Source organism: Sporomusaceae bacterium, from assembly GCA_031460455.1.
In the GTDB taxonomy this organism is placed as follows: Bacteria; Bacillota; Negativicutes; order Sporomusales; family UBA7701; genus Anaeroselena.
Map to the genome: position 1 here is coordinate 52824 of JAVKTQ010000014.1, position 24880 is coordinate 77703.

General features: G+C 62.5%; 23 protein-coding genes. 8 read left to right on the top strand and 15 right to left on the bottom strand.

The window, feature by feature from the left end; genetic code table 11:
• The first annotated feature begins 15 nt into the window (after window positions 1-15).
• The 3 genes from panB to RIN56_16730 all read left to right on the top strand — a co-directional run bounded on the left by panB (window position 16) and on the right by RIN56_16730 (window position 2177).
• A complete protein-coding gene (gene panB, locus RIN56_16720; protein MDR7868445.1) occupies window positions 16-852 on the top strand; it encodes a 3-methyl-2-oxobutanoate hydroxymethyltransferase in 837 nt (278 codons plus the stop codon).
• 15 nt (window positions 853-867) lie between these two features.
• Window positions 868-1797: a 2-dehydropantoate 2-reductase gene (locus RIN56_16725; protein MDR7868446.1), complete on the top strand. Its 930-nt coding sequence runs from the start codon at window positions 868-870 to the stop codon at window positions 1795-1797.
• A 122-nt stretch (window positions 1798-1919) separates the two neighbouring features.
• Complete coding sequence (locus RIN56_16730; GenBank protein ID MDR7868447.1) at window positions 1920-2177, top strand: hypothetical protein; 258 nt, start codon at window positions 1920-1922, stop codon at window positions 2175-2177.
• Here RIN56_16730 and RIN56_16735 read toward each other — a convergent pair.
• From RIN56_16735 to RIN56_16760, 6 genes are all read right to left on the bottom strand, one after another.
• Window positions 2164-3339: a hexokinase gene (locus tag RIN56_16735; protein ID MDR7868448.1), complete on the bottom strand. Its 1176-nt coding sequence runs from the start codon at window positions 3337-3339 to the stop codon at window positions 2164-2166. The two genes, RIN56_16730 and RIN56_16735, sit on opposite strands and share 14 nt — an antisense overlap.
• A gap of 251 nt (window positions 3340-3590) precedes the next feature.
• Window positions 3591-4166, bottom strand: coding sequence for a pyridoxal 5'-phosphate synthase glutaminase subunit PdxT (pdxT, locus tag RIN56_16740; protein MDR7868449.1), 576 nt, complete (start codon window positions 4164-4166; stop codon window positions 3591-3593).
• A 2-nt stretch (window positions 4167-4168) separates the two neighbouring features.
• A complete protein-coding gene (gene pdxS, locus RIN56_16745; GenBank protein MDR7868450.1) occupies window positions 4169-5050 on the bottom strand; it encodes a pyridoxal 5'-phosphate synthase lyase subunit PdxS in 882 nt (293 codons plus the stop codon).
• Between the two features lie 107 nt (window positions 5051-5157).
• Window positions 5158-6642: a PLP-dependent aminotransferase family protein gene (locus RIN56_16750; GenBank protein MDR7868451.1), complete on the bottom strand. Its 1485-nt coding sequence runs from the start codon at window positions 6640-6642 to the stop codon at window positions 5158-5160.
• Window positions 6643-6918: 276 nt separating this feature from the next.
• Window positions 6919-7602 carry an NAD(P)-binding domain-containing protein gene (locus tag RIN56_16755; GenBank protein ID MDR7868452.1) on the bottom strand — a complete coding sequence of 228 codons (684 nt, stop codon included), beginning with the start codon at window positions 7600-7602 and terminating at the stop codon, window positions 6919-6921.
• A gap of 4 nt (window positions 7603-7606) precedes the next feature.
• The gene (locus tag RIN56_16760; protein MDR7868453.1) at window positions 7607-7735 is read right to left on the bottom strand and encodes a hypothetical protein; all 129 of its coding nucleotides are present in this window, start codon (window positions 7733-7735) and stop codon (window positions 7607-7609) included.
• 156 nt (window positions 7736-7891) lie between these two features.
• Between RIN56_16760 and RIN56_16765 the strand changes: the two genes are divergently transcribed.
• The 5 genes from RIN56_16765 to RIN56_16785 all read left to right on the top strand — a co-directional run bounded on the left by RIN56_16765 (window position 7892) and on the right by RIN56_16785 (window position 13591).
• Window positions 7892-9277, top strand: a complete 1386-nt coding sequence (locus tag RIN56_16765; GenBank protein MDR7868454.1) for a PhoH family protein — start codon at window positions 7892-7894, stop codon at window positions 9275-9277.
• A 209-nt stretch (window positions 9278-9486) separates the two neighbouring features.
• Entirely contained in the window at window positions 9487-10776 is a 1290-nt protein-coding gene (locus RIN56_16770) for an ArsB/NhaD family transporter (GenBank protein ID MDR7868455.1), read from the top strand.
• 151 nt (window positions 10777-10927) lie between these two features.
• On the top strand, window positions 10928-12217 hold the full coding sequence (locus RIN56_16775; protein MDR7868456.1) for an ArsB/NhaD family transporter: 1290 nt from the start codon (window positions 10928-10930) through the stop codon (window positions 12215-12217).
• A 168-nt stretch (window positions 12218-12385) separates the two neighbouring features.
• Entirely contained in the window at window positions 12386-13045 is a 660-nt protein-coding gene (locus tag RIN56_16780) for a CDGSH iron-sulfur domain-containing protein (protein MDR7868457.1), read from the top strand.
• Between the two features lie 210 nt (window positions 13046-13255).
• Complete coding sequence (locus RIN56_16785) at window positions 13256-13591, top strand: L,D-transpeptidase (GenBank protein ID MDR7868458.1); 336 nt, start codon at window positions 13256-13258, stop codon at window positions 13589-13591.
• 4 nt (window positions 13592-13595) lie between these two features.
• Here the strand turns inward: RIN56_16785 and RIN56_16790 are convergent, their stop codons facing one another.
• The 9 genes from RIN56_16790 to leuC form a co-directional block, all read right to left on the bottom strand.
• Window positions 13596-14897, bottom strand: a complete 1302-nt coding sequence (locus RIN56_16790) for a DUF445 domain-containing protein (protein ID MDR7868459.1) — start codon at window positions 14895-14897, stop codon at window positions 13596-13598.
• On the bottom strand, window positions 14891-16141 hold the full coding sequence (locus RIN56_16795) for a DUF445 domain-containing protein (GenBank protein ID MDR7868460.1): 1251 nt from the start codon (window positions 16139-16141) through the stop codon (window positions 14891-14893). The genes RIN56_16790 and RIN56_16795 overlap by 7 nt, the downstream gene beginning before the upstream one ends.
• Before the next feature lie 156 nt (window positions 16142-16297).
• Complete coding sequence (gene ilvB, locus RIN56_16800) at window positions 16298-17956, bottom strand: biosynthetic-type acetolactate synthase large subunit (GenBank protein ID MDR7868461.1); 1659 nt, start codon at window positions 17954-17956, stop codon at window positions 16298-16300.
• A gap of 482 nt (window positions 17957-18438) precedes the next feature.
• Window positions 18439-19431, bottom strand: coding sequence for a ketol-acid reductoisomerase (gene ilvC, locus RIN56_16805; protein MDR7868462.1), 993 nt, complete (start codon window positions 19429-19431; stop codon window positions 18439-18441).
• Window positions 19412-19939 carry an acetolactate synthase small subunit gene (gene ilvN / locus RIN56_16810; protein MDR7868463.1) on the bottom strand — a complete coding sequence of 176 codons (528 nt, stop codon included), beginning with the start codon at window positions 19937-19939 and terminating at the stop codon, window positions 19412-19414. Before ilvN ends, ilvC begins: the two co-directional genes overlap by 20 nt.
• Window positions 19940-20367: 428 nt before the next feature.
• Window positions 20368-22026 (bottom strand): biosynthetic-type acetolactate synthase large subunit, encoded by a 1659-nt coding sequence (ilvB, locus tag RIN56_16815; protein MDR7868464.1) that lies wholly within the window; start codon window positions 22024-22026, stop codon window positions 20368-20370.
• A gap of 32 nt (window positions 22027-22058) precedes the next feature.
• On the bottom strand, window positions 22059-23129 hold the full coding sequence (leuB, locus tag RIN56_16820) for a 3-isopropylmalate dehydrogenase (GenBank protein MDR7868465.1): 1071 nt from the start codon (window positions 23127-23129) through the stop codon (window positions 22059-22061).
• Complete coding sequence (locus RIN56_16825) at window positions 23126-23617, bottom strand: 3-isopropylmalate dehydratase small subunit (protein MDR7868466.1); 492 nt, start codon at window positions 23615-23617, stop codon at window positions 23126-23128. Before RIN56_16825 ends, leuB begins: the two co-directional genes overlap by 4 nt.
• Window positions 23614-24876: a 3-isopropylmalate dehydratase large subunit gene (gene leuC, locus RIN56_16830; GenBank protein MDR7868467.1), complete on the bottom strand. Its 1263-nt coding sequence runs from the start codon at window positions 24874-24876 to the stop codon at window positions 23614-23616. The genes RIN56_16825 and leuC overlap by 4 nt, the downstream gene beginning before the upstream one ends.
• Between the last annotated feature and the right edge of the window lie 4 nt (window positions 24877-24880).

Here is a 24880-nt window from a genome sequence, read left to right on the forward strand (position 1 = left end):
TGGAGGAAACGTCCTATGGCTAAGCAGAAGGTGACAATCCCCTCGCTCAAAGAGATGAAGGAGCAGGGCAAGAAAATCCGCATGGTAACGGCCTACGATTATCCGACCGGCATTCTGGTGGACAAGACCGACATCGAGCTAATCCTTGTCGGCGATTCGCTGGGCATGGTGGTGCTGGGTTACGACGGCACGGTGCCGGTAACGATGGACGAGATGATCCACCATTGCAAGGCGACGGTGCGCGGCGCGAAGAATACGCTGATCGTCGGCGACCTGCCGTTCGGCTCGTACAATATGAGCATCAGCGACGCGGTTTATAACGCCACCAGGATGATGAAGGAGGGCGGCGCCGACTGCATTAAGCTGGAGGGCGGCCTGACGGTGGTTGAGACGGTCAGGGCGATCGTCAACGGCGGCATCCCGGTAATGGCCCATATCGGCCTTACGCCGCAGACGGCTTCGGCTCTCGGCGGCTTCAAGGTGCAGGGCAAAGATACGGCCGCGGCCGAGCGGATGATCAACGAGGCGCTGAAGCTGGAAGAGGCCGGCGCGTTCGCGATTGTGCTTGAGGCTATCCCCGCGCCGCTGGCGGAGATCATTACCAAGAAGCTGACCATCCCGACAATCGGCATCGGCGCCGGTGTCCACTGCGACGGCCAGGTGCTTGTCACCCACGATCTTATCGGTCTGTTCGACCGCTTCGTGCCGAAGTTCGTCAAGCAGTACGCGAATGTCAGCCAGGATATCGTCGCCGCTTTTAACGCTTACGCCGAGGAAGTGGCCACCGGCAAGTTCCCCGGGCCGGAGCACAGCTTCACGATGAAGGACGAAGTGCTCAAACGGCTCTATTAACCCGGGGGTGAGACTGTGAAAATCGCCATCATCGGCGCCGGCGCCATGGGCAGCCTTTTCGGCGGACGCCTGGCGCTGGCGGGGGAAGAGGTCTGGCTGCTGGACGTGTGGGAAGAGCATGTCCGGACCATAAACGACAAGGGGCTTTCGATTGCCTCGCCGGCCGGGGATATCGTGGCCCGGCCGAAGGCGACGACCAGATTGGAGGACATCGGCGCCGCCGAGCTGGCGATCATTTTCGTGAAGTCGACCGCGACCGCCAATGCGGCCGCGACGGCCGCCGCCCTGCTCGGCCCGGATACGGCGGTACTGACCCTCCAGAACGGCTACGGCAACGCCGAGACGATTGCCGCGGCGGTAGGCGCCGCCAGGGTGATTGCCGGAACGACCGCCCAGGGGGCGACGCTGCTGGGGCCGGGACGGATTATGCACGGCGGCAGCGGCGAGACACATATCGGCGAGATGGGCGGCGGACTGACCGAGCGCCTGCAGAAGATCGCCGCCTGTCTTACGAAGGCCGGTATTACGACAATCGCCGACGACAATGTGGCGTCGCTTATCTGGGGCAAGCTGATCGTCAATGTGGGCATCAACGCGCTCACCGGTATCACCGGCCTGAAGAACGGCGAGCTGGCTGACCATGAGGAGACCAGGCAGGTGCTGGCGATGGCGGTGGAGGAGGCGGTGAGGGTGGCGGACGCCGCCGGGGTGAAGCTGCCGTATGGCAATCCGGTGGAGAAGGTGCTGGCCGTCGCCGTAGCCACGGCCCAGAATCGCTCGTCGATGCTGCAGGATCTGTCGGGGGGCCGGATGACGGAGATCGAGGCGATCAACGGCGCGCTTGTCCGCGAGGGCGAGCGCTTCGGGGTGCCGACGCCGGTCAACCGGGTGCTGACGCTGCTGATCAAGGCGCTGGAGAAACTGCCACGCGATAATCGCCAATAAAGAAGGCTCTGGTATGAAAGCCCCCGCCTCACTGCGCAGTGAGGCGGGGGTTTTGTTTTCACAGGGGCGAACGGGTCGCCAGCTGCATACCTTGTAGCATCTTAGGAAAGGAGCGACCCTGCATGTGGAAGCTTGTCGTCAACGCCCCGAACGTGTGCGTCGGGGCGATCACGGTCGTTTTCCTGTTCATCTGGCTGGCGGCCTGGACGCTGAACGCGCTTAAGAATACTCATTTCGATCTCAACAGCTTACGGGATATGTATATCTGGCTGATGACCCAGCTTAACGCGACCCATGCGATCAACTCGGTCTTCAACAGCCCCCGCGGCAATATGCCCCGCTGGGACGAACCGCCCACCGCCCGCTCTAACGGCGACTGACGGTCAGCGCGGCGGCGACAGCCGCCCCTGCCCCGGAACCGTCTTTAACGAGGACGGGGGAGGCGCCGAGCGCGGCGGCCAGCATTCCGGCGTAGCCGGGCATTTTTTCGTACAGCGAGCCGTCGATAGCGACGGTGTGTTTGTATTTTCGGCCTGGGTCGATGTGAGTGAGGACGCTGCGGAAGGTGGCGGCGACCAGCCGGGCGGAGCGCCCGGCGACGAGGGTGGCGAGACGGCGGCGCAGGCCGTCGGGTTCCGCCAGCCAGCGGGCAAGATCTTCGGCGGTAAGCGAGTAGGGCGGGCCGGTCTCGCCGCCGGCGTCGGCGACGATAAGGCGGGCGATTTCGCCGAGGTAGCGGCCGGCGACCGCCTTTTCGAGGCGCTGGGCGCCGGGGTGTTCGCTGGCGGTGTCAAGGGCGTCGTCCCAGGAGCTGAGGGGCAGGGCGGCGAAGTTGCCTGATTCCATGTTGATGATGGTGTCGCGGGCGTCGTCGTAGTAGCAGGTGTTGTGGCCGGTGCCGCAGATGGCGGCGATGTCGGCGCTGCCGTCGCGATAGGCGGCGGCGAGCATGGTGCCGACGGTGTCGTTGATGACGGCGACGGGCCGTACCCGCGCGAGGCCCCGGCGGGCGAGGGCGGCGGCCAGCAGGCCGCTCACTTCGCGGCCTTCGACGCCGGCGGTCTTTATTTCCTTTGTCCAGCCGAGGAGGACGGCGTGGCCGAGGTCGGGCTGGCGGCACGGGAAGGAGAAGGTGTGGCCGAGAAGGTAGTCGCGTCCGTCGTCGACGAGGGCGGCGATCTGGGCGGCGAGGAAGTCGAAGAGCTGCTCGCCGGTGACGGCGGCGGCCGTATAGTCGTAGGCGCCCGCCGGGTCGCGGAGCGGGGCGGCGGTCTGGCTGCGGACGAGCCATTTCCCCTGCCCCTGGAGTTCGATGAGCTGGACGCGGACATTGCTGCCGCCGAAGTCGAGGGCGAGAAAGAGGCCGCGCTCGTCGCCGGTCGGCTTGCCGAGGTGGGAGGGCAGCATTTTGAGAGAGCTCTGTTCGCCGGCCAGCCCGGCGGTCATGGCGGCGCGAAAATCGGCGACGACGGCCTCCTCCTGGGCGGGGGTGAGGGTGAGGGCGCGCTCGGCGCGGGCAAGGATACCGGCGGGGATGTGCATGGCGATGCCTCCTCCAAAGGTTATCCCTGCGGCGGCCTAGAAGGCTCCAGATGCAAGGCGCACCGGATAAGCAGACACACAACGCTTTAGCGTTGATGTGGTCGCTTATACCCGGAAGGGTGCGAACGCGCCGCGACGCGTACTTGGTTGCGTACGCTAGCAAGCGCTCTGAAGAGCAACGCCGCAGATGGACCTTATAGGCTGCCGCGAAAAGGGCCAGCGAATATGTAATATATTCGCTGGCCCTTCTATTATGCCTTGCCTTGGATCATTTCTAGGAAATATTTGTGGATACGGTCGTCGTCGGTGAGTTCGGGATGGAAGGCGGTAACGAGGAATTTGCCCTGGCGGGCGATGACGATGTGGTCGCCGACGGCGGCCAGCACTTTGACGTCCGGCCCGGCGTTTTCGATGAAGGGGGCGCGGATAAACACAGCTCTCACCGGTTCGGCGCCGAATTCGGGGACATTAAGGTCGGCTTCGAAGCTCTCGCGCTGGCGGCCGAAGGCGTTGCGCCGCACGGTGGCGTCCATGAGGCCGAGGCGCGGCTGGTCGCTGCCGACGATCTCCCTGGCAAGGAGGATCATGCCGGCGCAGGTGCCGTAGACGGCCATGCCGGCGGCGGCACGTTCCTTGATTTTATCCATGAGGCCCCATTCGACAAGCAGTTTGCCGATAGTGGTGCTTTCACCGCCGGGGATGACGAGGCCGGCGAGGTCGTCGAGGTCTTCGGGTTTCCTGACTTCGACGGCTTCAGCGCCGCAGCGCTCCAGCATCCAGCGGTGTTCGCGGAAGGCGCCCTGGAGGGCGAGTACGCCGATTTTCACTGTTACCAGCCCCGCTCCTGCATCCGCTCATGGGGCGCGATGGTGGAAATCTCCAGACCAGGCATGGCTTCGCCCAACCCGCGGGAGACTTCGGCGAGGACTTTGGGGTCGTTGTAGTAGGTGGTGGCGGCGACGATGGCTTTGGCCCTGGCGGCCGGGTCGCCGGATTTGAAGATGCCCGAGCCGACGAAGATGCCGTCGCAGCCGAGCTGCATCATGAGGGCGGCGTCAGCCGGGGTGGCGATACCGCCGGCGGCGAAGTTGACAACCGGCAGACGGCCGAGTTTCTTGGTTTCTTGGACTAGGTCGATGGGGGCGGCGATGTTTTTGGCAAAGGCGGCGACTTCTTCTTCGGGGAGGTTCTGAAGGAGGCGGATTTCGCTCATGACCATGCGGATATGCTTGACGGCTTCGACGACGTTGCCGGTGCCGGGCTCGCCTTTGGTGCGGATCATGGCCGCGCCTTCGCCGATGCGGCGGAGCGCTTCGCCGAGGTTTTTGGCGCCGCAGACGAAGGGTACCTTGAAGTCGTGTTTGTTGATGTGGTATTTGTCGTCGGCGGGGGTGAGGACTTCGCTCTCGTCGATGTAGTCGGCGCCGAGGGCCTCGAGGATGCGGGCCTCGACGAAGTGGCCGATGCGCGCTTTGGCCATGACGGGAATAGTGACGACTTCCATTATTTTCTGGATGATGGTAGGGTCGGCCATGCGGGCGACGCCGCCGGCGGCGCGGATGTCGGCCGGGACCCTCTCAAGGGCCATTACGGCGCAGGCGCCGGCCTGTTCGGCGATTTTAGCCTGTTCGGGGGTGGTTACGTCCATGATTACGCCGCCTTTGAGCATTTCCGCCAGGCCGGCTTTTACGCGAAAAGTTCCTTGTTCCATTGTGTTTCTACCTCCTGTATCGTGCATCAACTTTAACATGGGGCCATTTCCGGCAATTTATACGACGGTCAGCCGGCTATTGCCGCCGGTTCCGAGTATTTTTCCGTTTAGTGAGACTGGTGGGCTTCGCGGAGCGCCGCGGCGAGGCGCTGGACGCCTTCGGTGATTTCTGTCTCGTTGAGGGGAGAGATGGAGAGGCGCAGGTATGTATCGGGGGTCTCGCCGTAGAAAAAGCTGCTGCCGGTGGTAGCCTCGACGCCGTGGGCGGCGAGCAGGGCTTTCCAGTCGGACGGAGGATGAGGGACCGGTTTGAGCTTGAGCCAGATGAGGAAACCGCCGCTGGGCGCGGTCCATTCGGCCCAGGCGAGATCGATGTGGCGGTGGAGGGCGCGGACGGCGGTCTGCATCCTTTTGCGGTAGGCGCGGTGCATGCGGCCGATGTGGCGGTCGTAGTGGCCGCTCTGGCAGAATTCGTGGATGGCCGCCTGGAGGATCATGCTGGGGGCGAGTTCGCTGAAACGATGGATGGCGACGAGCCGCTCGACGCATTCTTTTTCGGCCGCCAGCCAGCCGATGCGGACGCCGGGGAAGAGGACTTTGGAGTAGGTGCCGCAGTAGATGACGAGCTGGCGTTTATCCATCGATTTGACAGGCAGGACGACGCGGCCGCTGTATTTCATCTCTTCCTCGAAGCCGTCTTCAAGGATGGGGATGCGGTGCTGTTCGCACAGCGAGAGGAGGCGTTCGCGGTGGGCCTGGCCGGTGCTGATGCCGGTGGGGTTCTGGAATGTTGGCATGGTGTAGACGAGGACGGGCCGCTCTTTGGCTAGGGCCGCGGCAAGGGCGTCGAGGTCCATGCCTCCCTGGCGGATGGGAATCTCGACCGGCCTTAGGCCGTAAAAACGCAGCAGCGGCAGAACGTAGTCGTAGGTGGGGGATTCGATGGCGACGGTCTTGCCGGGGGCGGCGATCATGCGAAAGACGAGGTCGATGCCCTGCTGCGAGCCGTTGGTGATGAGGATTTCTTCGGCGGTTACGGATATGCCGTGGCTTTGGAGACGGCGGGCGATGTATTCCCTGAGCGGCCGGAAGCCGGCCCTGGCGCCGTAGCCGAGGAGGGTGTCGCCGTGGTTTTTCACCGCCCGGTCGAGGCAGGCACGGAAGCTTTCGAGGGGAAAGAGCCGGCTGTCCATGTTCATGCTGGCGAAGTTGATGAGGGCCGGGGTGCTTTCCCGGCCGGGCGGATCGAGCCGGCGGTAAGTCTGCCAGATGGTGTCGCTGGCCGGTGAGACAATGGTTTGCCAGTCGACGAGGCCTTTTTCACCGCGGTCGGCGGCGGTGGCTATCTGCATGCGGTCGCGGACGCGCGGGCAGGAGCCGGGGCCGAGGTCGACGAAGCCGAGGGCCCACAATTCCTGGTAGGCGGTGGCGACGGTGGAGCGGTGAATGGCGAGCTGGTCGGCCAGCCGCCGGGTGGAAGGGAGTTTTTCGCCGGGCAGCAGAACGCGGCCGGCGATCTTGTCCCTGATCTGGGCGACGATCTGCCGGTATATGGGCTCAAGGCTGTGTTCGTCGACGGTGAGCAGCAGCATCGGCACCTCCGGGCGGATTATCCGCCATGATGAAAATATACCGCTAATCCGGCCTGTCGTCAATCGCCAGTTTTGCTATATTTGGAACCGACCAGTTTGGAGGGCAAAAAAGAATCGCCCCGGTACAGGGGCGTACAAATTATTATGATATGCGCAGGCCGTTCAGAGTCCCCAGATGCTAGGCGGTTCGAGGACGCGATGCGACGCGTACTCGGACGTACGCTAGCAAGCGCCCGCAGAACCAACAACGCAGATGGGGGCTATCAACGGCCTGCCCTATTTTCGCATCTTGGCCCGGACGGCGCGGACGATCTGGCGGGCGAAGGGTCCTAGATCCTGGTCGGCATATGCTTTGAGCACGCCGGCTGCAACCTGGCGGATGGCGCTTTTGACGATGTCGGGGTCGGTGACGTTCTGCTGGCGCAGGCCTTCTTCGATGTAAACGGCCGCTTCGAGCGCTTTCTCGGCGGCGGTGGTGTTGATGAAGCTGACGATGTCGGCCTTGCCGACGATGACGTGGCCGACGGCGGCGAAGATTTCTTTGGCGACCGGTACGAGGTCGGCCGGCCGGCTGTCGATGATGACGACCGGATCGAGCCCGAGGGACATTTCGCCGGCGTGGCCGACGAATTTGACGTTTATGCAGCGGACGGGCGCGACGGCCGTTTCTTCGAGGACGTGCTGGGCGACGTTTGTGGCGATGTTGATGACGGTCACGGGGGTTTTGAGCTGGTTGAAGTCTTTGATGCAGTTGATGACTTCGGGGTCGGGGACGGCGAGGATGACGGTGCCGATGGCCGCCAGTTCGTCGATGGAGCCGGCGGCGGGCAGGCCGAGCTCGCTTTGCATGGCGGCCAGGAAGGCGGCATCGCGGTCGAAGACGGTGAGGTCGACATGGTCTTTGAGGCGACGGGCGAGTTCCCTGCCCATGCGGCCTACGCCGATTATTCCTATGTGCATGCTTTCACCCCTGCTGCGTATTGTCCGTACTCTGCCGGAGGATCTTATCGTATACCGCTTTGGAGACGACGTCGAGTATCTCGCACACCGTGGCGAAGGATACGACGGCGGCGACAAGCAGGCGTTCGCCCATGGCATTTCCTCCTGACTGTTCCTGTTATTATTATAGCACAGGGAGCCGGGGGTTCTACCCCATATGTTGCGGGTCAGGCTATAAACTTAGTGCAGATATTGTGGTTTTCATTTATAATGGAAGCAGGTAGCACTTTTTGTCAAAAGGGGGATTCCATTGAAAAAGCATTATGTGCTCGATACTAATGTTTTACTTTATTCTCCCCAAGCTATCTTTGCATTCAGCGAGCACACGGTGATTATCCCCGAAGTTGTGCTGGAAGAGCTCGACAAGTTCAAGTCGGAGTCGACCGAGCGCGGCGCCCACAGCCGCCAGGTCAGCCGCATCATCGACGAGCTGCGCTCTGAGGGCAATCTGCTGAACGGCATTCCGCTCAACGAGCAGGGCGGCATCCTGCGCATCGAGACTAACTGCCTGGATATTAATCTGCCCCCCCACTGGGACCGGGCGAAGCCGGACAACCGCATTCTCCAGGTCTGCAAGGGCCTCGCGGATAACGGCTATCATACGGTGCTGGTCAGCCGCGATACCAATTTGCGCGTCAAGGCGGTCATTCTCGACATCCAGGCGGAGGATTTCCGCAACGATAAGGTGGCCGCGATCGAGGACCAATATACGGGGCGCACGGTTGTCTATACATCTTCGGATACGATCAACAAGTTCCACCTCGACGACGGCAACGCCATTGACCCCGCCCAGCTCAGCGAGTACGACGAGACCGACCACACGCTGAAACAGGGCGTATTCGTGACCAACCAGTTCATGCTCATCCGGTCGACCGATAACGATCGCCATACCGCCCTGGGGCGCTTCGACGGGGATAAGGTGGTGCATCTGAAGTTCCGCAACCGCAACCCGTTTGGCGTCACGCCGCGCAATATCGGCCAGGTTTTTATGCAGGAATGCCTGATGATGGACGCCGACGAGGCGCCGCTGGTCATCATCAAGGGCCCCGCCGGGACGGCCAAGACTTTTTATTCGTTGGCGGTCGGCCTTTATAAGCACCTCGACTGCCGTCCCCGCGACTATCACCACCTCCTCATCTGCCGGCCCAATATCCCCATGGATGAGGATATCGGCTTCCTGCCGGGATCGGAGAATGAGAAGATCAGCCCGTATATGCGGGGGGTGCGCGATAATATGTTCACCCTCATGTCGGGGCATATGATGACCGAGGCAAAGGAAATATCCCAGGTGGAAGACACTGTCCAGATGCTGTTCGACAAGCGCATTATCCAGACCGAGGCGCTGGCTTATCAGCGCGGCCGTTCGCTCTATAAGTACTGGATGATCCTCGACGAAATGCAGAATGCCACGCCTCGCCAGGCCAAAGGGGTTATCACCAGGCCGGGGTTGGGTACGAAGATCATTCTGCTCGGCGACCCGGAGCAGATCGACAATCCGTTCCTCGACAGCCGCTCGAACGGCCTGAGCTACGCTAGCGAGAAGATGCGCGGCTCGAAGCTGTGCTTCCAGGTGACGCTGCAGTACGACGAGTGCGAGCGTTCGCCCCTGGCTGCGGAAGCGGCGCTGCGTTTGTGATAAAAATTATCTTATTGCCGGAATTGCGGCACTTTATCCTTGCTTGTTAGCAAATAATGAATTAAAATAATACCTATAGTGCTTATTGCCGCGGAGCTGGGAGGGGCCTGCAGAGTAGGTTTCCCCTGGCTTTGCTTTTTTGTGTCCTTCAGGACGAGTAGCGCTCTCACAGCATGTCACCCAGACGCACAATGAAGGGAGTCCTGGTTTTGGATAAGCAGGTAATAATCGCAGTTTCTATTTTTCTCTTGGTGTATGCCCTGATCATCAGCGAAAAAATGCATCGCACTATCCTGGCTATGGCGGGCGGGATGGCGCTTATCCTCGCCGGCGTTATCACCCAGGAGCGGGCTATCCACCATATCGACTTCAACACTATCGGTCTGCTGGTGGGAATGATGATCATCGTCGGCATCACTGCCGAGACAGGCCTTTTCCGCTATTTGGCCATCTGGTCGGCCAAGAAGGTGGATGGCGACCCTGTCAAGCTTTTTTACGCCCTCGCCACGCTGACTGCCGTGTGTTCGGCGTTTCTCGACAATGTCACGACCGTGCTGTTGACCGTGCCGGTGACGATCAGCATCACCCGTCAACTCAATATTTCACCGATGCCTTTCCTTATAGCGCAGATAATTGCTTCGAACATTGGCGGCACAGCCACCCTCATCGGCGACCCCCCCAATATCATGATCGGCAGCGCCGTGAAAGAACTGACTTTCATGGCTTTCGCCAAAAATCTGTTTCTTATTTCTTTCTTTATCCACTTTATCACTATCTTTATTATGTCGCGTATTTATCGCGACAAACTCCAAACCACCGACGAGCTGCGGGCGAAAATCCGCGAACTGGATGAAACCAAACAGCTTACCAACATCCCCCTGCTTAAGACTTGCCTGTTCGTGCTGGCGTTCACAATTTTCCTTTTCACCACCCACCAGCTTTTCCACCTCGACTCGGCCACCGCTGCCCTTACCGGCGCCAGCCTGCTGCTGGTGCTTACCGCCAAGCATACCGAACACGGCCTGGAGCATGTCTTTAATAAGGTCGAGTGGGTGGCGCTGTTTTTCTTCGTCGGCCTGTTCGTAGTCGTCGGCGGCCTGGTGGATACCGGCGTCATCAAGTGGCTGGCCCAGGAAGCCGTCAAGCTGACGGCCGGCAATGTGACGGCGACCGCGCTGCTCATCCTGTGGCTGAGCGCGATAGCTTCGGCGTTCGTGGACAATATCCCCTTCGTGGCGACGATGATCCCGCTGATCAAGGATATGGGCACGATGGGCGTGGCCAATCTCGAGCCGCTGTGGTGGAGCCTGGCCCTCGGCGCTTGCCTGGGCGGCAACGGCACGATTATCGGCGCAAGCGCCAACATCATCGTCGCCGGGTTGGCGGCCCAGGAAGGATACAATATCACTTTCAAGGGTTTCTTCAAGATCGCTTTCCCCCTTATGCTGATGTCGATCGCCATCTGTACTGTGTATGTATACTTGCGTTATCTGATTTAGTTTTCTGTGGCCCACTTGACCTGTCACCGGAAAATAGGATAAAATGTAACCTAAGCGCATATGGCTGATTTTTTGGAGGAGACTGTCACCAAGGTCCCCTCCTTTTTGTTTGTCGGTATGCGTCTTTGATATTGGTCATGGAGGTAGGTTAATGGACAACCAGGTAATTTTCGCGGTAACGGTCTTTGTCGCTGTGTACGCCCTGATTATTTCCGAAAAGATCCACCGTACCGTCCTGGCGATGGTGGGCGGCATGCTGATGGTCGTGTTCGGCATCCTCAGCCAGGAGCAGGCCATCCACCACATCGATTTCAACACGATCGGACTGCTGGTGGGGATGATGATTATCGTCGGCGTGACCGCCGAAACCGGCCTATTCCGCTATCTGGCCATCTGGTCGGCCAAGAAGGTGAACGGCGACCCGGTGAAGCTATTCATCGCCCTCGGCACACTGACGGCGGTTTGCTCGGCGCTCTTAGACAATGTGACCACCGTGTTGCTGACGGTGCCGGTGACGATCAGCATCACCCGCCAGCTTGAGGTGCCGCCCATTCCTTATCTCATCGCCCAGATCATCGCTTCCAATGTCGGCGGCACGGCCACTCTTATCGGCGACCCGCCGAACATCATGATCGGCAGTGCGGTGAAAGAGCTGACTTTCATGGCATTTCTCAACAATCTGTTTCTGATTTCCTTTTTCATGCATTTCATCGTCATTGCGCTCCTGGCCTGGATATACCGCAAAAAACTCGTGACAACCGACGAACTGCGGGAAAAGATAATGCATCTCGACGAGACCAAGCAGCTTGCCAACATAAAGCTGCTCAAAACCTGCCTGGCTGTCCTGACTCTCACGATCTTCCTCTTTACTACCCACCAGCTCTTCCATCTGGAGTCGGCGACTGTCGCCCTGTTCGGGGCGAGCATTCTCCTGCTCCTGGCCGCAAGGCAGTCCGAGCACGGGCTGGAGCACATTTTTCACAAGGTGGAGTGGGTGGCGCTGTTTTTCTTTGTCGGGCTGTTCGTGCTGGTGGGCGGCTTGGTGGAAACGGGGGTCATCAAGTGGCTGGCGCAGGAGGCGATTAGGCTGACGGCCGGCAATGTGACGGCTACCGCGCTGCTCATCCTGTGGCTGAGCGCGATAGCTTCGGCGTTCGTGGACAATATCCCCTTCGTGGCGACGATGATCCCGCTGATCAAGGATATGGGCACGATGGGCGTGGCCAATCTGGAGCCGCTGTGGTGGAGCCTGGCTCTCGGCGCTTGCCTGGGCGGCAACGGCACGATCATCGGCGCGAGCGCCAACATCATCGTCGCCGGACTGGCAGCCCAGGAGGGCTACAATATCTCTTTCAAGGGTTATTTTAAGATCGCTTTCCCGATCATGCTGCTGACGATTGCCATTTCGACGGTGTATTTGTATCTGCGCTATCTCATTTGATTGAGATAAAGGTTTCTTTAAAGTCGCCTTTCCAATTATGTTGCTTACAGTCGTTATCGCGACGGTGTATGTATACCTCCGTTATCTTGTCTGACGGGCGGAAGAAGGATTCGCGGCAGCCGGCAGGGAATATTTTCCCAAATACGGTGCTGGTCGGGAGGTACGGATATGAGCAAGGAAGGAACACCGCCCAAAGAAGGCGACGTGAGGACGCCGATGGTCGTTTTCACCCCTTATAGCCCCTATATGGTTGTCGATGTCGAGAAAATGACCGGCCCGGGCGGGCGGAACCTGCCACTGGAGGCGGTGACTTCGCTGTGCCGCTGCGGCGCTTCTAGCCACAAGCCTTATTGCGACGGCACCCACAGTAAAATCGGTTTTGTCGGCAAGCGGGAGAGAAGCACGCCGGCCGGCCGGAGCAAGGCTTATGCCGGCAGGCATATCACTATCCACGACAACAGGCGCGTGTGCGCCCACTCGGCCGAGTGCCTGCGGGGGCTGCCGGCGGTGTTCAAAAAGGACGGCGCCCCGTGGATAGACCCCGACGCGGCGTCGGCGGAGGAGATCATCAGGGTGATCGAGAGCTGCCCGTCCGGGGCGCTGAGCTATACGGTAAACGGCGAGCGCCACAAGGACTGGGGCGACGGACCGCCGGCAATCAAGGTGGACAAGGGCGGGCCGCTGCGCTGCACGGGCGGGATAGCGGTCAAGGACGCCGACGGCTCGGCGCCGGAGGCGAAAAGCCACTATACTCTCTGCCGCTGCGGCAAGTCGGCGAACAAGCCGTTCTGCGACGGCCAGCACTGGAAGGAACGATTCGAGAAATAGGGCATAGATATGCCGAAGCAGGCAGCGATTTCGCTGCCTGCTTTTAATTTGTTTTACTTTGCGGTCGTTCAGAAAGCCCCGGATGCCAGGCGCACCGGAGGCTGACACCAGAAGCGTACACGGACGTACGCTGAGGATGGCAGCCGAGGAGCAACGCCGCAGACGGGGCTTTATCAACGACCGCGACATATGATGGAGGGAGGTGATTATATGACCTACGCTATCCGCATCTCCTTGTCCGCCCGCACCCTGTCGCTGATCGGCAACGGCCGGCTAATCAACACTTATCCTGTCGGGGTTGGCCGGCCGGGCCATCAGACGCCGCCAGGGTCTTACACGATCGTCGTGAAGCGGCCCAACCCCGGCGGTCCTTTCGGGGCGATGTGGCTCGGCCTGAGCATTCCGCGCTACGGCATCCACGGCACCAACAACCCTGCCTCGATCGGCGGCTATGTGTCGCGCGGCTGCATCCGTATGTATAACCGCGATGTGCTGGAGCTGGCGGGGATGGTGGCGGTGGGAACGCCGGTGTACATTAGTCAGTAGCCGTTTATCTTAGTACTGAATGAACCAAAGGCACTACGTACGGGTCATAGAGATAGTGGAGAAACAGAAACAGCAGCAGCCCGACGACGCCGCCGACGACCGAGCCGTTGATGCGTATCCAGGCAAGGTCTTCGCCGGCCTTGTCTTCGATGAACATGTTGAGGTCTTCGTCGCTGAGGCGTACGAGCGCATCCCTGACGACGGCGGCAACGAGGTCGTGCTCGCTGTCGATGAAGCGGCTCAAAGCGGTCTGAAGCTGTTCTTCCACCCAGTCCCGCATGGCGTCGTCGGCCTTGAAGGCCGCCCACAGTTTGTCGGCCTGGCGGGCCGCCCACGCCGACGGCCAGTCGGGCGGGGCGTTGCGGACCGCCAGGGTGCCGACGGCAGTCAGCGCTTCTTCGAGGCGCAGCCGGCCGGCAAGCCCCTTCCGCCAGGCGTCGAGACCTGTCGTCCAGACCGGGTCGTCGCCCAGGCGGTCCGCGGCCGCTGCCAGCCTGGTCCGCATCCAGGCGCGGACGGGGTGATCGGCGGCGGCGAGGTCGCCGAGGAGAAGCAGGAGTTCGGCGTGAAGGACGGCGGCGGCTTCGGCGGTGTTGAGGGTGTCGGTTGCCTCGGCCAGGCTGAGGACAAGCTTCTGCCACCAGCTGCGGGCTGCGTTTTGCGCGTATTGTTCGAGGTAGCGCCCGATGGCCTGCCGGGTGCTGTCGCGGGCCGCGACGGCGGTTATTTCGGCCAGGAGCTGCTCTGTTATCCGGTCGGCCCGGCCGCTGGCGAGCAGCCACGCGAGCCCCCGGCGACTGTAGGCGGCCAGGTCGGCTTCGTGGAGGATGGCCTTGAGCCATTTCTGCCCGTAGCGGGCGGTGGCGGGGATGTCGAGGTTGTCCCAGGCCGACTGGGCGTAGCGGGCGGCCAGATCGGGCAGCAGCGCCTGACGATTTCCTTCTTCGAGCCAGCCGACGATGACGTCAACAAGCCGGACGCCGACAAGGCGCCGTTTGATGGATTCTTTGCTGAGCAGTTCGTTTTGAACCGCTCCGGCGATGGCTGTGACGATTTTGTCGCGGCTTCTGGGAATGAGGGCGGTGTGCCAGGGGAAGCCAAGCGGCCTCCTGAAGAGAGCGGTGACGGCGAACCAGTCGGCGATCCCGCCAACGAGAGCGGCTTCGGCAACAATGAATAGCACTTTTACGCCCAGCGTATCCGGATAGCGGTATTTGGCCGCAGCGGCGGCCACGAACAGGGCGAAGACAAGCGCCAGCACTCTGTCGGCTTTGCGGCGGTAAGCGGCGGCGCCCACGGTTACCACCAGTGGGTCAGCAGGAAGATGAGCATGCCTGCCAACCCACCAACGACCGAGCCGTTGATGCGAATCATCTGCAGGTCGTTGCCGACCCGGCCTTCGATGAATTCTACCAGCGCTGCGGACGAGTATTGGTCGAGACGTTCGCGGACCATGGTGCCGATGTGGGCGTGATGAGTGTCGATAAACGCCATAAGCGCCTGCCGGAGAAGTTGGGCGAGAGCCTGCTGCTGGCCGGCGTCGTCTCTGAAAGCGAACACCAGGCGGTCCACCTGGGCGGTCAGCCAGCGTCTGATGACCGCCCGGCCGGTGTCGCCGGCCGCCGCCTTGAGGATGACGGCCACGCCGCCGCCGATGTGTTCGGCCAGGTCGGTCCGCCCGGCCAGCCATTCGTTTTTGGCCCGCTCGACCCGCTCTTGCAGGTCGGGGTCGTTTTTGAGGCGCACGGCAAGGGCGAGCGCCCACTGGCGCAGGTTTTCACGCCAGGGGTGGACGGAATCCCGGAGGGCGCGCAGGAGCTGGCCGCCTTCTCGCTGGGCGATGGCGGCCATGGCGGCGGGGGTGAAGCCCAGTCCCTCGAGGAACTGGCCGGCGAACTGGCGGCGGCGCAGGTCGCGCTCGTAGGCCTGCCGTGCCTCGCCGATGAAGGAAGCGAGCAGTTCGCCCACCTGAGGCTGAGCGATAAGGGCTTCGAGCTCGCCAAGGATAAAGTCGGCCAGCCGGTCGGCGTAGCCGTGCCTGACCGACCATTCTACCGTTTGGGAAAGCAGCGGGGCGAGCTTTATCTGGCCGGCGTTGTCGCGGACGAGGGCGGCAAGGAAGTGGCCGATCTTGTCGGGGTTGATCTGGCCGACGGCGTCGTCGCCTATCTTGGCGAGGAATTCGCTGATGCGGGCTTTGCCGTCGTAGTCGGCGAGGTAGCGGACGACGAGGGCGGCGATATCGTAGCGGCCGATGGTGGCGCGGATGTTTTCGCGGGTTAAGAGTTCGTCCTCGACCATGGCGATGATGGCCTCGGTGATGCGGGCGCGATTGCGGGGGATGAGCGCGGTGCGGAAGGGGATGCCGAGGGGGCGGCGGAAGAGGGCGGACACGGCGAACCAGTCGGCCAGACCGCCGACCATGGCGGCGCTGAAGCCGCTGGCCAGCAGGCCGCCGGTAAATGTGTGGGCGAAGGGATGGCTGGCGATGAAGCCGAAAGAAACCAGCCCCAGCGTTATCGTGGCTTTGTTCCGGTTGGTAGCGGTCATGGGCAAGGCACCTTCCGACAGGTTTCTTCTATATATTATGTTTTCCCCCCGCTACAAAAAACCCTCTATCCTTCTTTTGCATTGCGCCGCGACCGTTCAGAAGCCCCCATCTGCCGGGCAGGACTAACAATGCGGATGGGGGCCTACAACAGCCGCTTACTTTACAAATTCGTTCAAGGCGGCTCCGGGGGCAATCATCGGCGTCACAATATCCTTTGTCGCAATGTCGGCGGCGATGACGGCCGGCCCACCGGCCTGCCAGGCGGCGGTAAAGGCGGCGGTGAACTCGGCCGGGGTGGCGACCCGCCTGCCGGGAACGCCGCACACTTCGGCGAAGGCGGCGAAGTCCATTTCCCGTGGCGCGAGACTGGAGGAGTAACGTTCGCGGTAGAAGAGCTGCTGCCACTGGCGAACCATGCCCAGGCAACGGTTGTCGATGACGACGGCGATCACCGGCAGGTTGTAGGCGGCGAGGGTGTAGAGCTCCATGCCGGTCATCTTGAAGCCGCCGTCGCCGGCGACGAGGATGACGCGGTGATCGGGAGCGGCGACCTGAGCCCCCATGGCGGCGGGGAGACCGAAGCCCATGCAGCCGAGGCCGCCGGAGGTCAGCCAGGTGCCGGGGGCGTCGACGGACATGTGCTGGGCGGCCCACATCTGGTGCTGGCCGACATCGGTGGCGAAGACGACGGGCTGGCCGGCGGCGTGGCGGGAGATCTCGCGCATTATCCAGGGGGCGTTGAGGCTGTCGGCGCAGTATTCGGGTTTGTTTTCTTCCCGCCAGGCGGCGACGGCGCCATTCCAGTCGGCGATGTCGCCTGCGGCGGCCTGGGCGGCGAGGCTGGCAAGCAGCGGCCGCAGTTCGCCGATGAGGGCGATGTGGCTGGCGACGTTTTTGCCGACTTCGGAGCGGTCAATGTCGAGGTGGATAAAGGTTTTGCCGGCCGGGTAGCGTTTGGGGTCGCCGGTGACGCGGTCGCTGAAGCGGCTGCCGACGGCGATGACGAGGTCTGCTTCGTGGACGGTGCGGTTGGCGGCGACGTGGCCGTGCATGCCGGTGAGGCCGAGCCACTGGGGATGGGTGGACGGCAGAGCGCCGAGTCCCATGAGGGTGCTGACGACCGGCAGGCCGAGCTTTTCGGCAAGCAGCGACGCCTCGCGGCTGGCCTGGCCGCGGATGACGCCGCCGCCCAGGACCATGACCGGCCGCCGGGCCGCCGTTATCGCCGCCGCCGCCCGCCTGAGCGCCTCTTCTGCCCGCGCGCCGTCCCCGTTACGCTTGGCGGGTGCAGGTTCGGCGGGGTAAAAGGTCATAAGGCCCTGCTGGACGTCGCGCGGCAGGTCGACAAGCACCGGCCCCGGCCGCCCTGAGCGGGCGATGCGGAAGGCCAGGCGCATAACTTCGGGGACGCGGGCGGCGTCGCGGACAAGGAAGTTGTGCTTGGTGACCGACATGGTGATGCCGGTGATGTCGACTTCCTGGAAGGAGTCGCGGCCGAGCATGCCGGTGGGCACCTGGCCGGTGATGGCGACGAGCGGCACCGAGTCGAGGTAGGCGGCGGCCAACCCGGTGACGAGGTTGGTCGCCCCCGGGCCTGAGGTGGCGATGCACACCCCGACCTTGCCGCTGGCGCGGGCGTAGCCGTCGGCGGCGTGGACGGCCCCCTGCTCGTGGACGGTGAGGATGTGCCTGAGGGGCGCGTCGTAGAGCGCGTCATAAAGCGGCATGATCTGGCCGCCGGGATAGCCGAATACGGTATCGACGCCTTCTTCCACAAGGCTTTTTACGACAGCCTCCGCTCCGGTTAGCTGCATGATGTCTGCACCTCCATACAAGATGCCTGGCTATTGCCAAGCCCGGAAAATAAAAGGCCCCTATCGGCGCATAGGCGCCGATAGGGGCGGGTATCCGCGGTACCACCCTATCGTTTATAACTCTTCATACCGGCCCATCAGCCGGCTCCGCTGTAACGCGCGGTCGCGCTTCCGTCTAGGGCCTGAGGCCGTCGGGGAAGAGCTCACGGGTGATCTGATATGCGGCAGCCGCGCCGGGCTCTCACCTCCCCCGGCTCTCTGCGGCGACTGCTGGTCGCATACCCGTCCCGATCATCACTTTTATCGTAGTATTAATCCGTTAAGGAGAAGAGGTCCTAGGCGATTCCGGCGAGGCGCAGCAGGTTCTGGTCCGCGTGCGGGTCGACGCCGCCAAGGTCGTCGCTGATCCCGCCAACATGCACTAAACGTTCCATCACGATCCCTCCTTGCCTTTTATTCGGTATCCGCCGAGAAGCTGGCTGTTATTTCTTGAGCCAGGGCATCATGGCTCTGAGGTCTTTGCCGACTTTTTCGATCTGGTGCTCGGCCTCGCTCCTGCGCATGGCGTTGAAGACAGGGCGGTTGGCCTGATTTTCGAGGATCCATTTTTTGGCGAACTCGCCGCTCTGGATTTCGGCGAGGATCTGCCGCATCTCTGCGCGGGTCGAGTCGGGGATGATGCGTCTGCCTGTCATGTAGTCGCCGAATTCGGCGGTGTCGCTGATGGAGTAGCGCATCATGCCGATGCCGCCTTCGTACATGAGGTCGACGATGAGCTTCATTTCGTGCAGGCACTCGAAGTAGGCCGATTCGGGCTGATAGCCGGCTTCCACGAGGGTTTCGAAGCCCGCCTTGATGAGCTCGGTTACACCGCCGCAGAGGACGGCCTGTTCGCCGAAGAGGTCGGTCTCGGTTTCTTCCTTGAAGGTGGTGGCGAGGACGCCGGCGCGGGTGCCGCCAATGCCCCGTGCATAAGCGAGGGCGATTTCCTGGGCGTTGCCGGTGAAGTTCTGGTAGACGGCCATCAGGCAGGGGACGCCTTTGCCTTCGGTGTACATCCGCCGGACGAGGTGGCCGGGGCCTTTGGGGGCGACCATAAAGACGTCGATGTTGCCGGGAGGCACGACCTGGCTGAAGTGGATGTTGAAGCCGTGGGCGAAGGCGAGGGAAGCGCCGGCTTTGAGGTTGGGGGCGATGTGGTCGCGGTAGACCTGGCCCTGTCTTTCGTCGGGGATGAGGATCATGACGATGTCGGCGCAGGCGACGGCGTCGGCGACGGCGGCTACTTTGAGGCCGTCGGTTTCGGCTTTCTGCCAGGATTTGCTGCCTTTATAGAGGCCGACGGTTACGTCGATGCCGCTCTCCTTGAGGTTGAGGGCGTGGGCGTGGCCCTGGCTGCCGTAACCGATGACGGCGATTTTCTTGCTGCTGATCATATCCCAGTTGGCGTCAAGATCATAATACAATTTGCTCATAGTATTCTCTCCTCTCGTACTGGTGGATGTTGCTCTCGCCCCTGGCCAGACCGGCGAGGCCGGTGCGGACCGTTTCCAGGATGCCGTAGGGGCCGAGCAGGTCGACGAAGGCATCTATCTTGTCGTCGTCGCCGGTGATTTCGAAGGTGGCCGTTTGCTCGGAAATGTCGACGATGTTGGCGCGGAACACTTCGGCGAGTTTGAGGACTTCGGCCCGCTTGTCGCCGCCGGCCGCGATCTTGACCATCGCGATCCCCCGCCGTACCGAGGCCTCGGGGGGCAGGAGCTGGATTGCTTCGACCTCGACGAGTTTGTCGAGCTGTTTGACGACCTGATCGAGGATGCCGTTGTCGCCGCACACCACCACGGTAATTCGCGAATATCTCGGGTCTTGGGTCGTGCCGACGGCCAGGCTGTGGATATTGAAGCCCCGCCGGGAGAACATGCCCGCTACCCTGACCAGCACGCCGGGCTGATTGTAGACCAGTATCGACAGCACGTGTTTCACGCTGATCCTCCTCTCGTTGTGTACAGGCATACTGAATACTGTATACAAAAATTCGGGGTATAAAAATGCCTGCGCAAAAGTCTCCTACGTTTTTCGTAAGAAACTTCCCGCAGGGTCTTTTATACCCACGGTGTAATGCGTTATCGCATTCTGCGCCGCTCGGTCCAGGCCCGTTTGTTAACGGCGGAACCCTAGACGCACTTCCTTACATCACATCATTGTAATGTTGTATACATTATCCACGGACTTAATACTTTTGTCAATACACTTTTTGATAAGTTCTTTATTCTTTTTTGTTATGCCCCGAGCGACTGGCGCAGCAGATTTCCGTCGGCCCGCGGGTCGACCCCCGGTATGGCTTCGGCTTCGGCGTCGGCGGTGACGACTGCTTGCATGTCGATGCTGACGGTCACTTAGGCCACCTCCTTTCAAATATCGAGATAGGCGTTGATGGCCGCCCCCGGCGGCACCATGGGGGTTACGAGGTCTTCGGCGGCGATGTTGGCGACGATTACCCGCGGGCCTGGCGAGGCAAGGGCGGCGGCGAAGGCGGCGGCAAATTCCTGCGGGGTATCGGCGGTGGCGGCGGGGATGCCGAAGGCGGCGGCAAAGGCGGTGAAGTCTACGGCAGGCAGTTCGCAGGCGGTGTAGCGTTTGGCGAAGAAGGCGTGCTGGAGCTGGCGGATCATGCCGAGACCGTTGTTGTTGACGATGACGGAGATGACGGGCAGGCGGTGGGCGGCGACGGTGTAGAGCTCGGCGCCGGTCATTTTGAAGCCGCCGTCGCCGGCGATGTGGATGACGCGTTTGCCGGGCGAGGCGAACTGCGCCCCCATGGCGGCCGGCAAGCCAAAGCCCATGGCGCCGAGACCGCCGGAGGTAAGCCAGGTGCGCGGGGTTTCGATCTTGAGGTGCTGGGCGGCCCACATCTGATGCTGGCCGACGTCGGTGGCGAATATGCACTCGGCGCCGGCGGTCTGGGCGGAAATTTCCGCGAACAACGACGGAGCGGTAAGACGCTCTCCGCTGGACTCTGAGCGGTTATCGGCCTGCCATGCGGCGATCTTTTCCCACCAGGCTTTTGTGTCACCTCCGGGCACCCTGGCGCTCAGAAAGGCGAGGATGGTTTTCATGTCGCCGGTAAGACCGATGCCGGCGGCGACGTTTTTGTCTATCTCCGCCGGGTCGACATCGATGTGGATGACGGTTTTGCCGGCGGCGTATTTGGCCCGGTCGCCTGTCACGCGGTCGCTGAAGCGGCTGCCGACGGCGATGATAAGGTCGGCGTCGTGGATGCAGTTGTTGGCCGGTTTGTGGCCATGCATGCCGGTAAGGCCGAGGAAGAGCGGATGGGAGGCGGGGATGGCGCCAAGGCCCATGAGGGTGCTGACGACCGGGCAGGCGAGCCTTTCGGCCAGCGCGGCGACCTCGGCCGAGGCTTCGGCAGCTACGGCGCCGCCGCCGACGATGACGGCCGGCTGCCGGGCGCTGGCGATGGCTGCGGCCGCGGCGTCGATGCGGGCCAGCACAGCCCCGCTCATGGCGAAGGGCACTCTGTCCGGGGCGGTGGCCGGCTCGAACAGCACGGCAGCGGTCTGGACGTCGCGCGGGACGTCGACAAGCACCGGGCCGGGGCGGCCGGAGGCGGCGATGCGGAAGGCGTAGCGAAGGGTTTCGGCCAGCTTGGCGGGGTCTTTGACAAGGAAGTTGTGCTTGGTTATTGGCATTGTTATGCCGGTGATGTCGACTTCCTGAAAGGCATCGCGGCCGATGAGGGAGGTGGGTACCTGGCCGGTGATGGCGACGACGGGAACGGAGTCCATGAAGGCGGCCGCCAGGCCGGTGACAAGGTTGGTGGCGCCCGGTCCGGAGGTGGCGATGCATACCCCGACCCGGCCGCTGGCGCGGGCAAAGCCGTCTGCGGCGTGGGCCGCTCCCTGTTCGTGGGCGGTGAGAATGTGCCTTACGGGCGAGCCGTGGAGGGCATCGTAGAGCGGCAGGATTGTGCCGCCGGGGTAGCCGAAGACGGTGTCGACGCCTTGTTCTTTGAGGCATTCGACGATGATTTGGGCGCCTGAGATACGCACACAATCACCCCCTTTCGTTAATTCGCGTATTTCTATTGGAGTTGTTTGCTTATCAGTTTAGCAATATCTTCGGTCGATACTTTCGTCAGTCCCGGTCTGTACAAATCCGCGGTGCGGTAGCCACCGGCGAGGACGGCGTCGACGGCTTGCTCGATGGCGGCGGCGGGCGCTTCGGCCTTGAGGGAGTGGCGGAGCAGCATGGCGGCCGAGAGGATGGTGCCGACGGGGTTGGCGATGCCTTGGCCGGCGATGTCGGGGGCGGAGCCGTGGATGGGCTCGTAGAGACCGGGGCCGTCGCCGATGCTGGCTGAGGGCAGGAGGCCGATGGAGCCGGCGACTACGGCCGCTTCGTCGCTCAATATGTCGCCGAACAGGTTGCCGGTGACGATGACGTCGAAGGTTTTGGGGCCGAGGACGAGCTGCATAGCGCAGTTGTCGACGTACATATGGGCGATGTCGACGCCCGCTTCCTGGGCGGTGGCGGTGGCGACCCGCCGCCAGAGGCGGGAGGAGGCGAGGACGTTGGCTTTGTCGACCGAGGTGACTTTGCCGCGGCGGCCTTTGGCGGCCTGGCAAGCCATCCTGACGATGCGGGCGACCTCGGGAACGCTGTATATTTCGGTGTCCCAGGCCCGTTCCGCGCCGTCCGCAGTCTCGCTTTCGCATTTTGGCCCGAAGTAGATGCCGCCGGTTAGTTCGCGGACGATGAGGATGTCTGTGCCGGTGACGATTTCAGGCTTGAGGGGCGAGTAGGCGGCTAAAGCGCCGGAAACTTTGACTGGCCGCAGGTTGGCGTAGAGGCCGAGGGCTTTGCGGAGGCCGAGGATGGCTTTCTCGGGACGGATGTCGGGGGCGACGGTGTCCCATTTGGGCCCGCCGACCGCGCCGAGGAGGACGGCATCGGCGATCTTGGCGGCAGCCAGGGTGTCTTCAGGCAGGGGCACGCCACGCGCGTCGATAGCCGCGCCGCCGGCGAGGCAGGTGGTGTATTGGAGGTCAAGGCCGGCTTTGCTGGCCGCGAGGGCGAGGATTTCCTGCGCGGCGGCGGTGACTTCGGGGCCGATGCCGTCGCCGGGGATGACGACGATTTTTCTGCTGCTCACGCCTTTTCCTCCTTGACGTAGTTGATGAGGCCGCCGGCCTTAGCGATGTCCTGGATGAAGCCGGGCAGCGGCTGGATGGCGAATTTTTTGCCGCTGGCGAGGTTTTCGATGGTGCCGCCGCCGAGGTCGACGCGTATCCGGTCGCCGCTTTTGATTTCGGCGACGGCCGCGCCCAGTTCGACGAGGGGCAGGCCGATGTTGATGCCGTTGCGGTAGAAGATACGGGCGAAGCCGTCGGCGATGACGCAGGTGACGCCGCTGGTCTTGATGGCGAGGGGGGCGTGCTCGCGGGAGGAGCCGCAGCCGAAGTTGCGGCCGGCGACGATGATGTCCCCCGGCTTGACTTTGCCGGCGAAGGTGGGGTCGAGGTCTTCCATGCAGTGGGCGGCGAGGGCTTTGGGGTCGGCGGTGTTGAGGTAGCGGGCGGGGATGATGACGTCGGTATCGACGTTGTCTCCGTAGCGCCAGACGTTTCCTTCGAGAATCATTTCATCACCTCCCGGGGGTCGGAGATATGGCCGGTGACGGCGCTGGCGGCGGCGACGGCCGGGCTGGCGAGGTAGACCTCGCTGTCGACATGGCCCATGCGGCCGCGGAAGTTGCGGTTGGTGGTGCTGATGGCCCGTTCGCCGGCGGCGAGGATGCCCATGTAGCCGCCCAGGCAAGGCCCGCAGGTGGGGGTGCTGACGACGGCGCCGGCGCGGATGAAGGTGGCGATGTAGCCGCGGGCCATTGCTTCGGCGTATATCTGCTGTGTGCCGGGGATGACGATGGCCCGCACGTCGGGATGGATCTTACGGCCGGCCAGGACAGACGCGGCCTGGGCAAGGTCGTCGAGGCGACCGTTGGTGCAGGAGCCGATGACGGCCTGGTCGATGGCGATGTGACCAAGTTCTGCCGCCGGTTTGACATTTTCCGGCAGGTGGGGCATGGCGACGGTGGGGGTGAGGCTGCCGAGGTCGATGGCGACGGTCTGGGCGTACTGGGCGTCGGGGTCGGCGGCGACGGCGGTGTAGCGCCGCTTGACTTTGTCGGCTATATAGGCTTCGGTGGCGCCGTCGACGGGGAAGATGCCGTTTTTGGCGCCGGCTTCGACGGCCATGTTGGCGATGGTGAAGCGGTCGGTCATCGTCAGGGCGGCAACGCCGGGGCCGGTGAATTCGAGGGCCTGGTAGCGGGCGCCTTCGACGCCGATCATGCCGATGAGGGTGAGGATGACGTCTTTGCCGGTGACCCAGCGCGACGGCTTGCCGGTTAGCTCGACTTTGATGGCGGTAGGCACTTTGAACCAGGTGTCGCCGGTGGCCATGGCCGCGCCCGCGTCGGTGTGGCCGACGCCGCTGGCGAAGGCGCCGAGGGCGCCGTAGGTGCAGGTGTGGGAGTCGGCGCCGATGATGAGTTCGCCGGGGGCGATGAGGCCTTCTTCGGGCAGGAGTACGTGTTCGATGCCCATGCGGCCGATTTCCCAGTAGTGGGTAATGTCGTGCTTTTTGGCGAAGTCGCGGAGGGATTTGGCCTGCTCGGCGGATTTGATGTCTTTGTTGGGGGTGAAGTGGTCGGGAACGAGGGCTATTTTGTGCCGGTCGAAGACGGGGCGGCCGATTTTTTCGAACTCGACGATGGCCGGCGGCCCGGTGATGTCGTTACTGAGGACGAGGTCGACCCGGCATTTGATGAGCTGGCCGGGGACGACGCTGTCCATGCCCGCGTGGCGGGCGAGGATTTTCTCCGTCATTGTCATGCCCATAGGG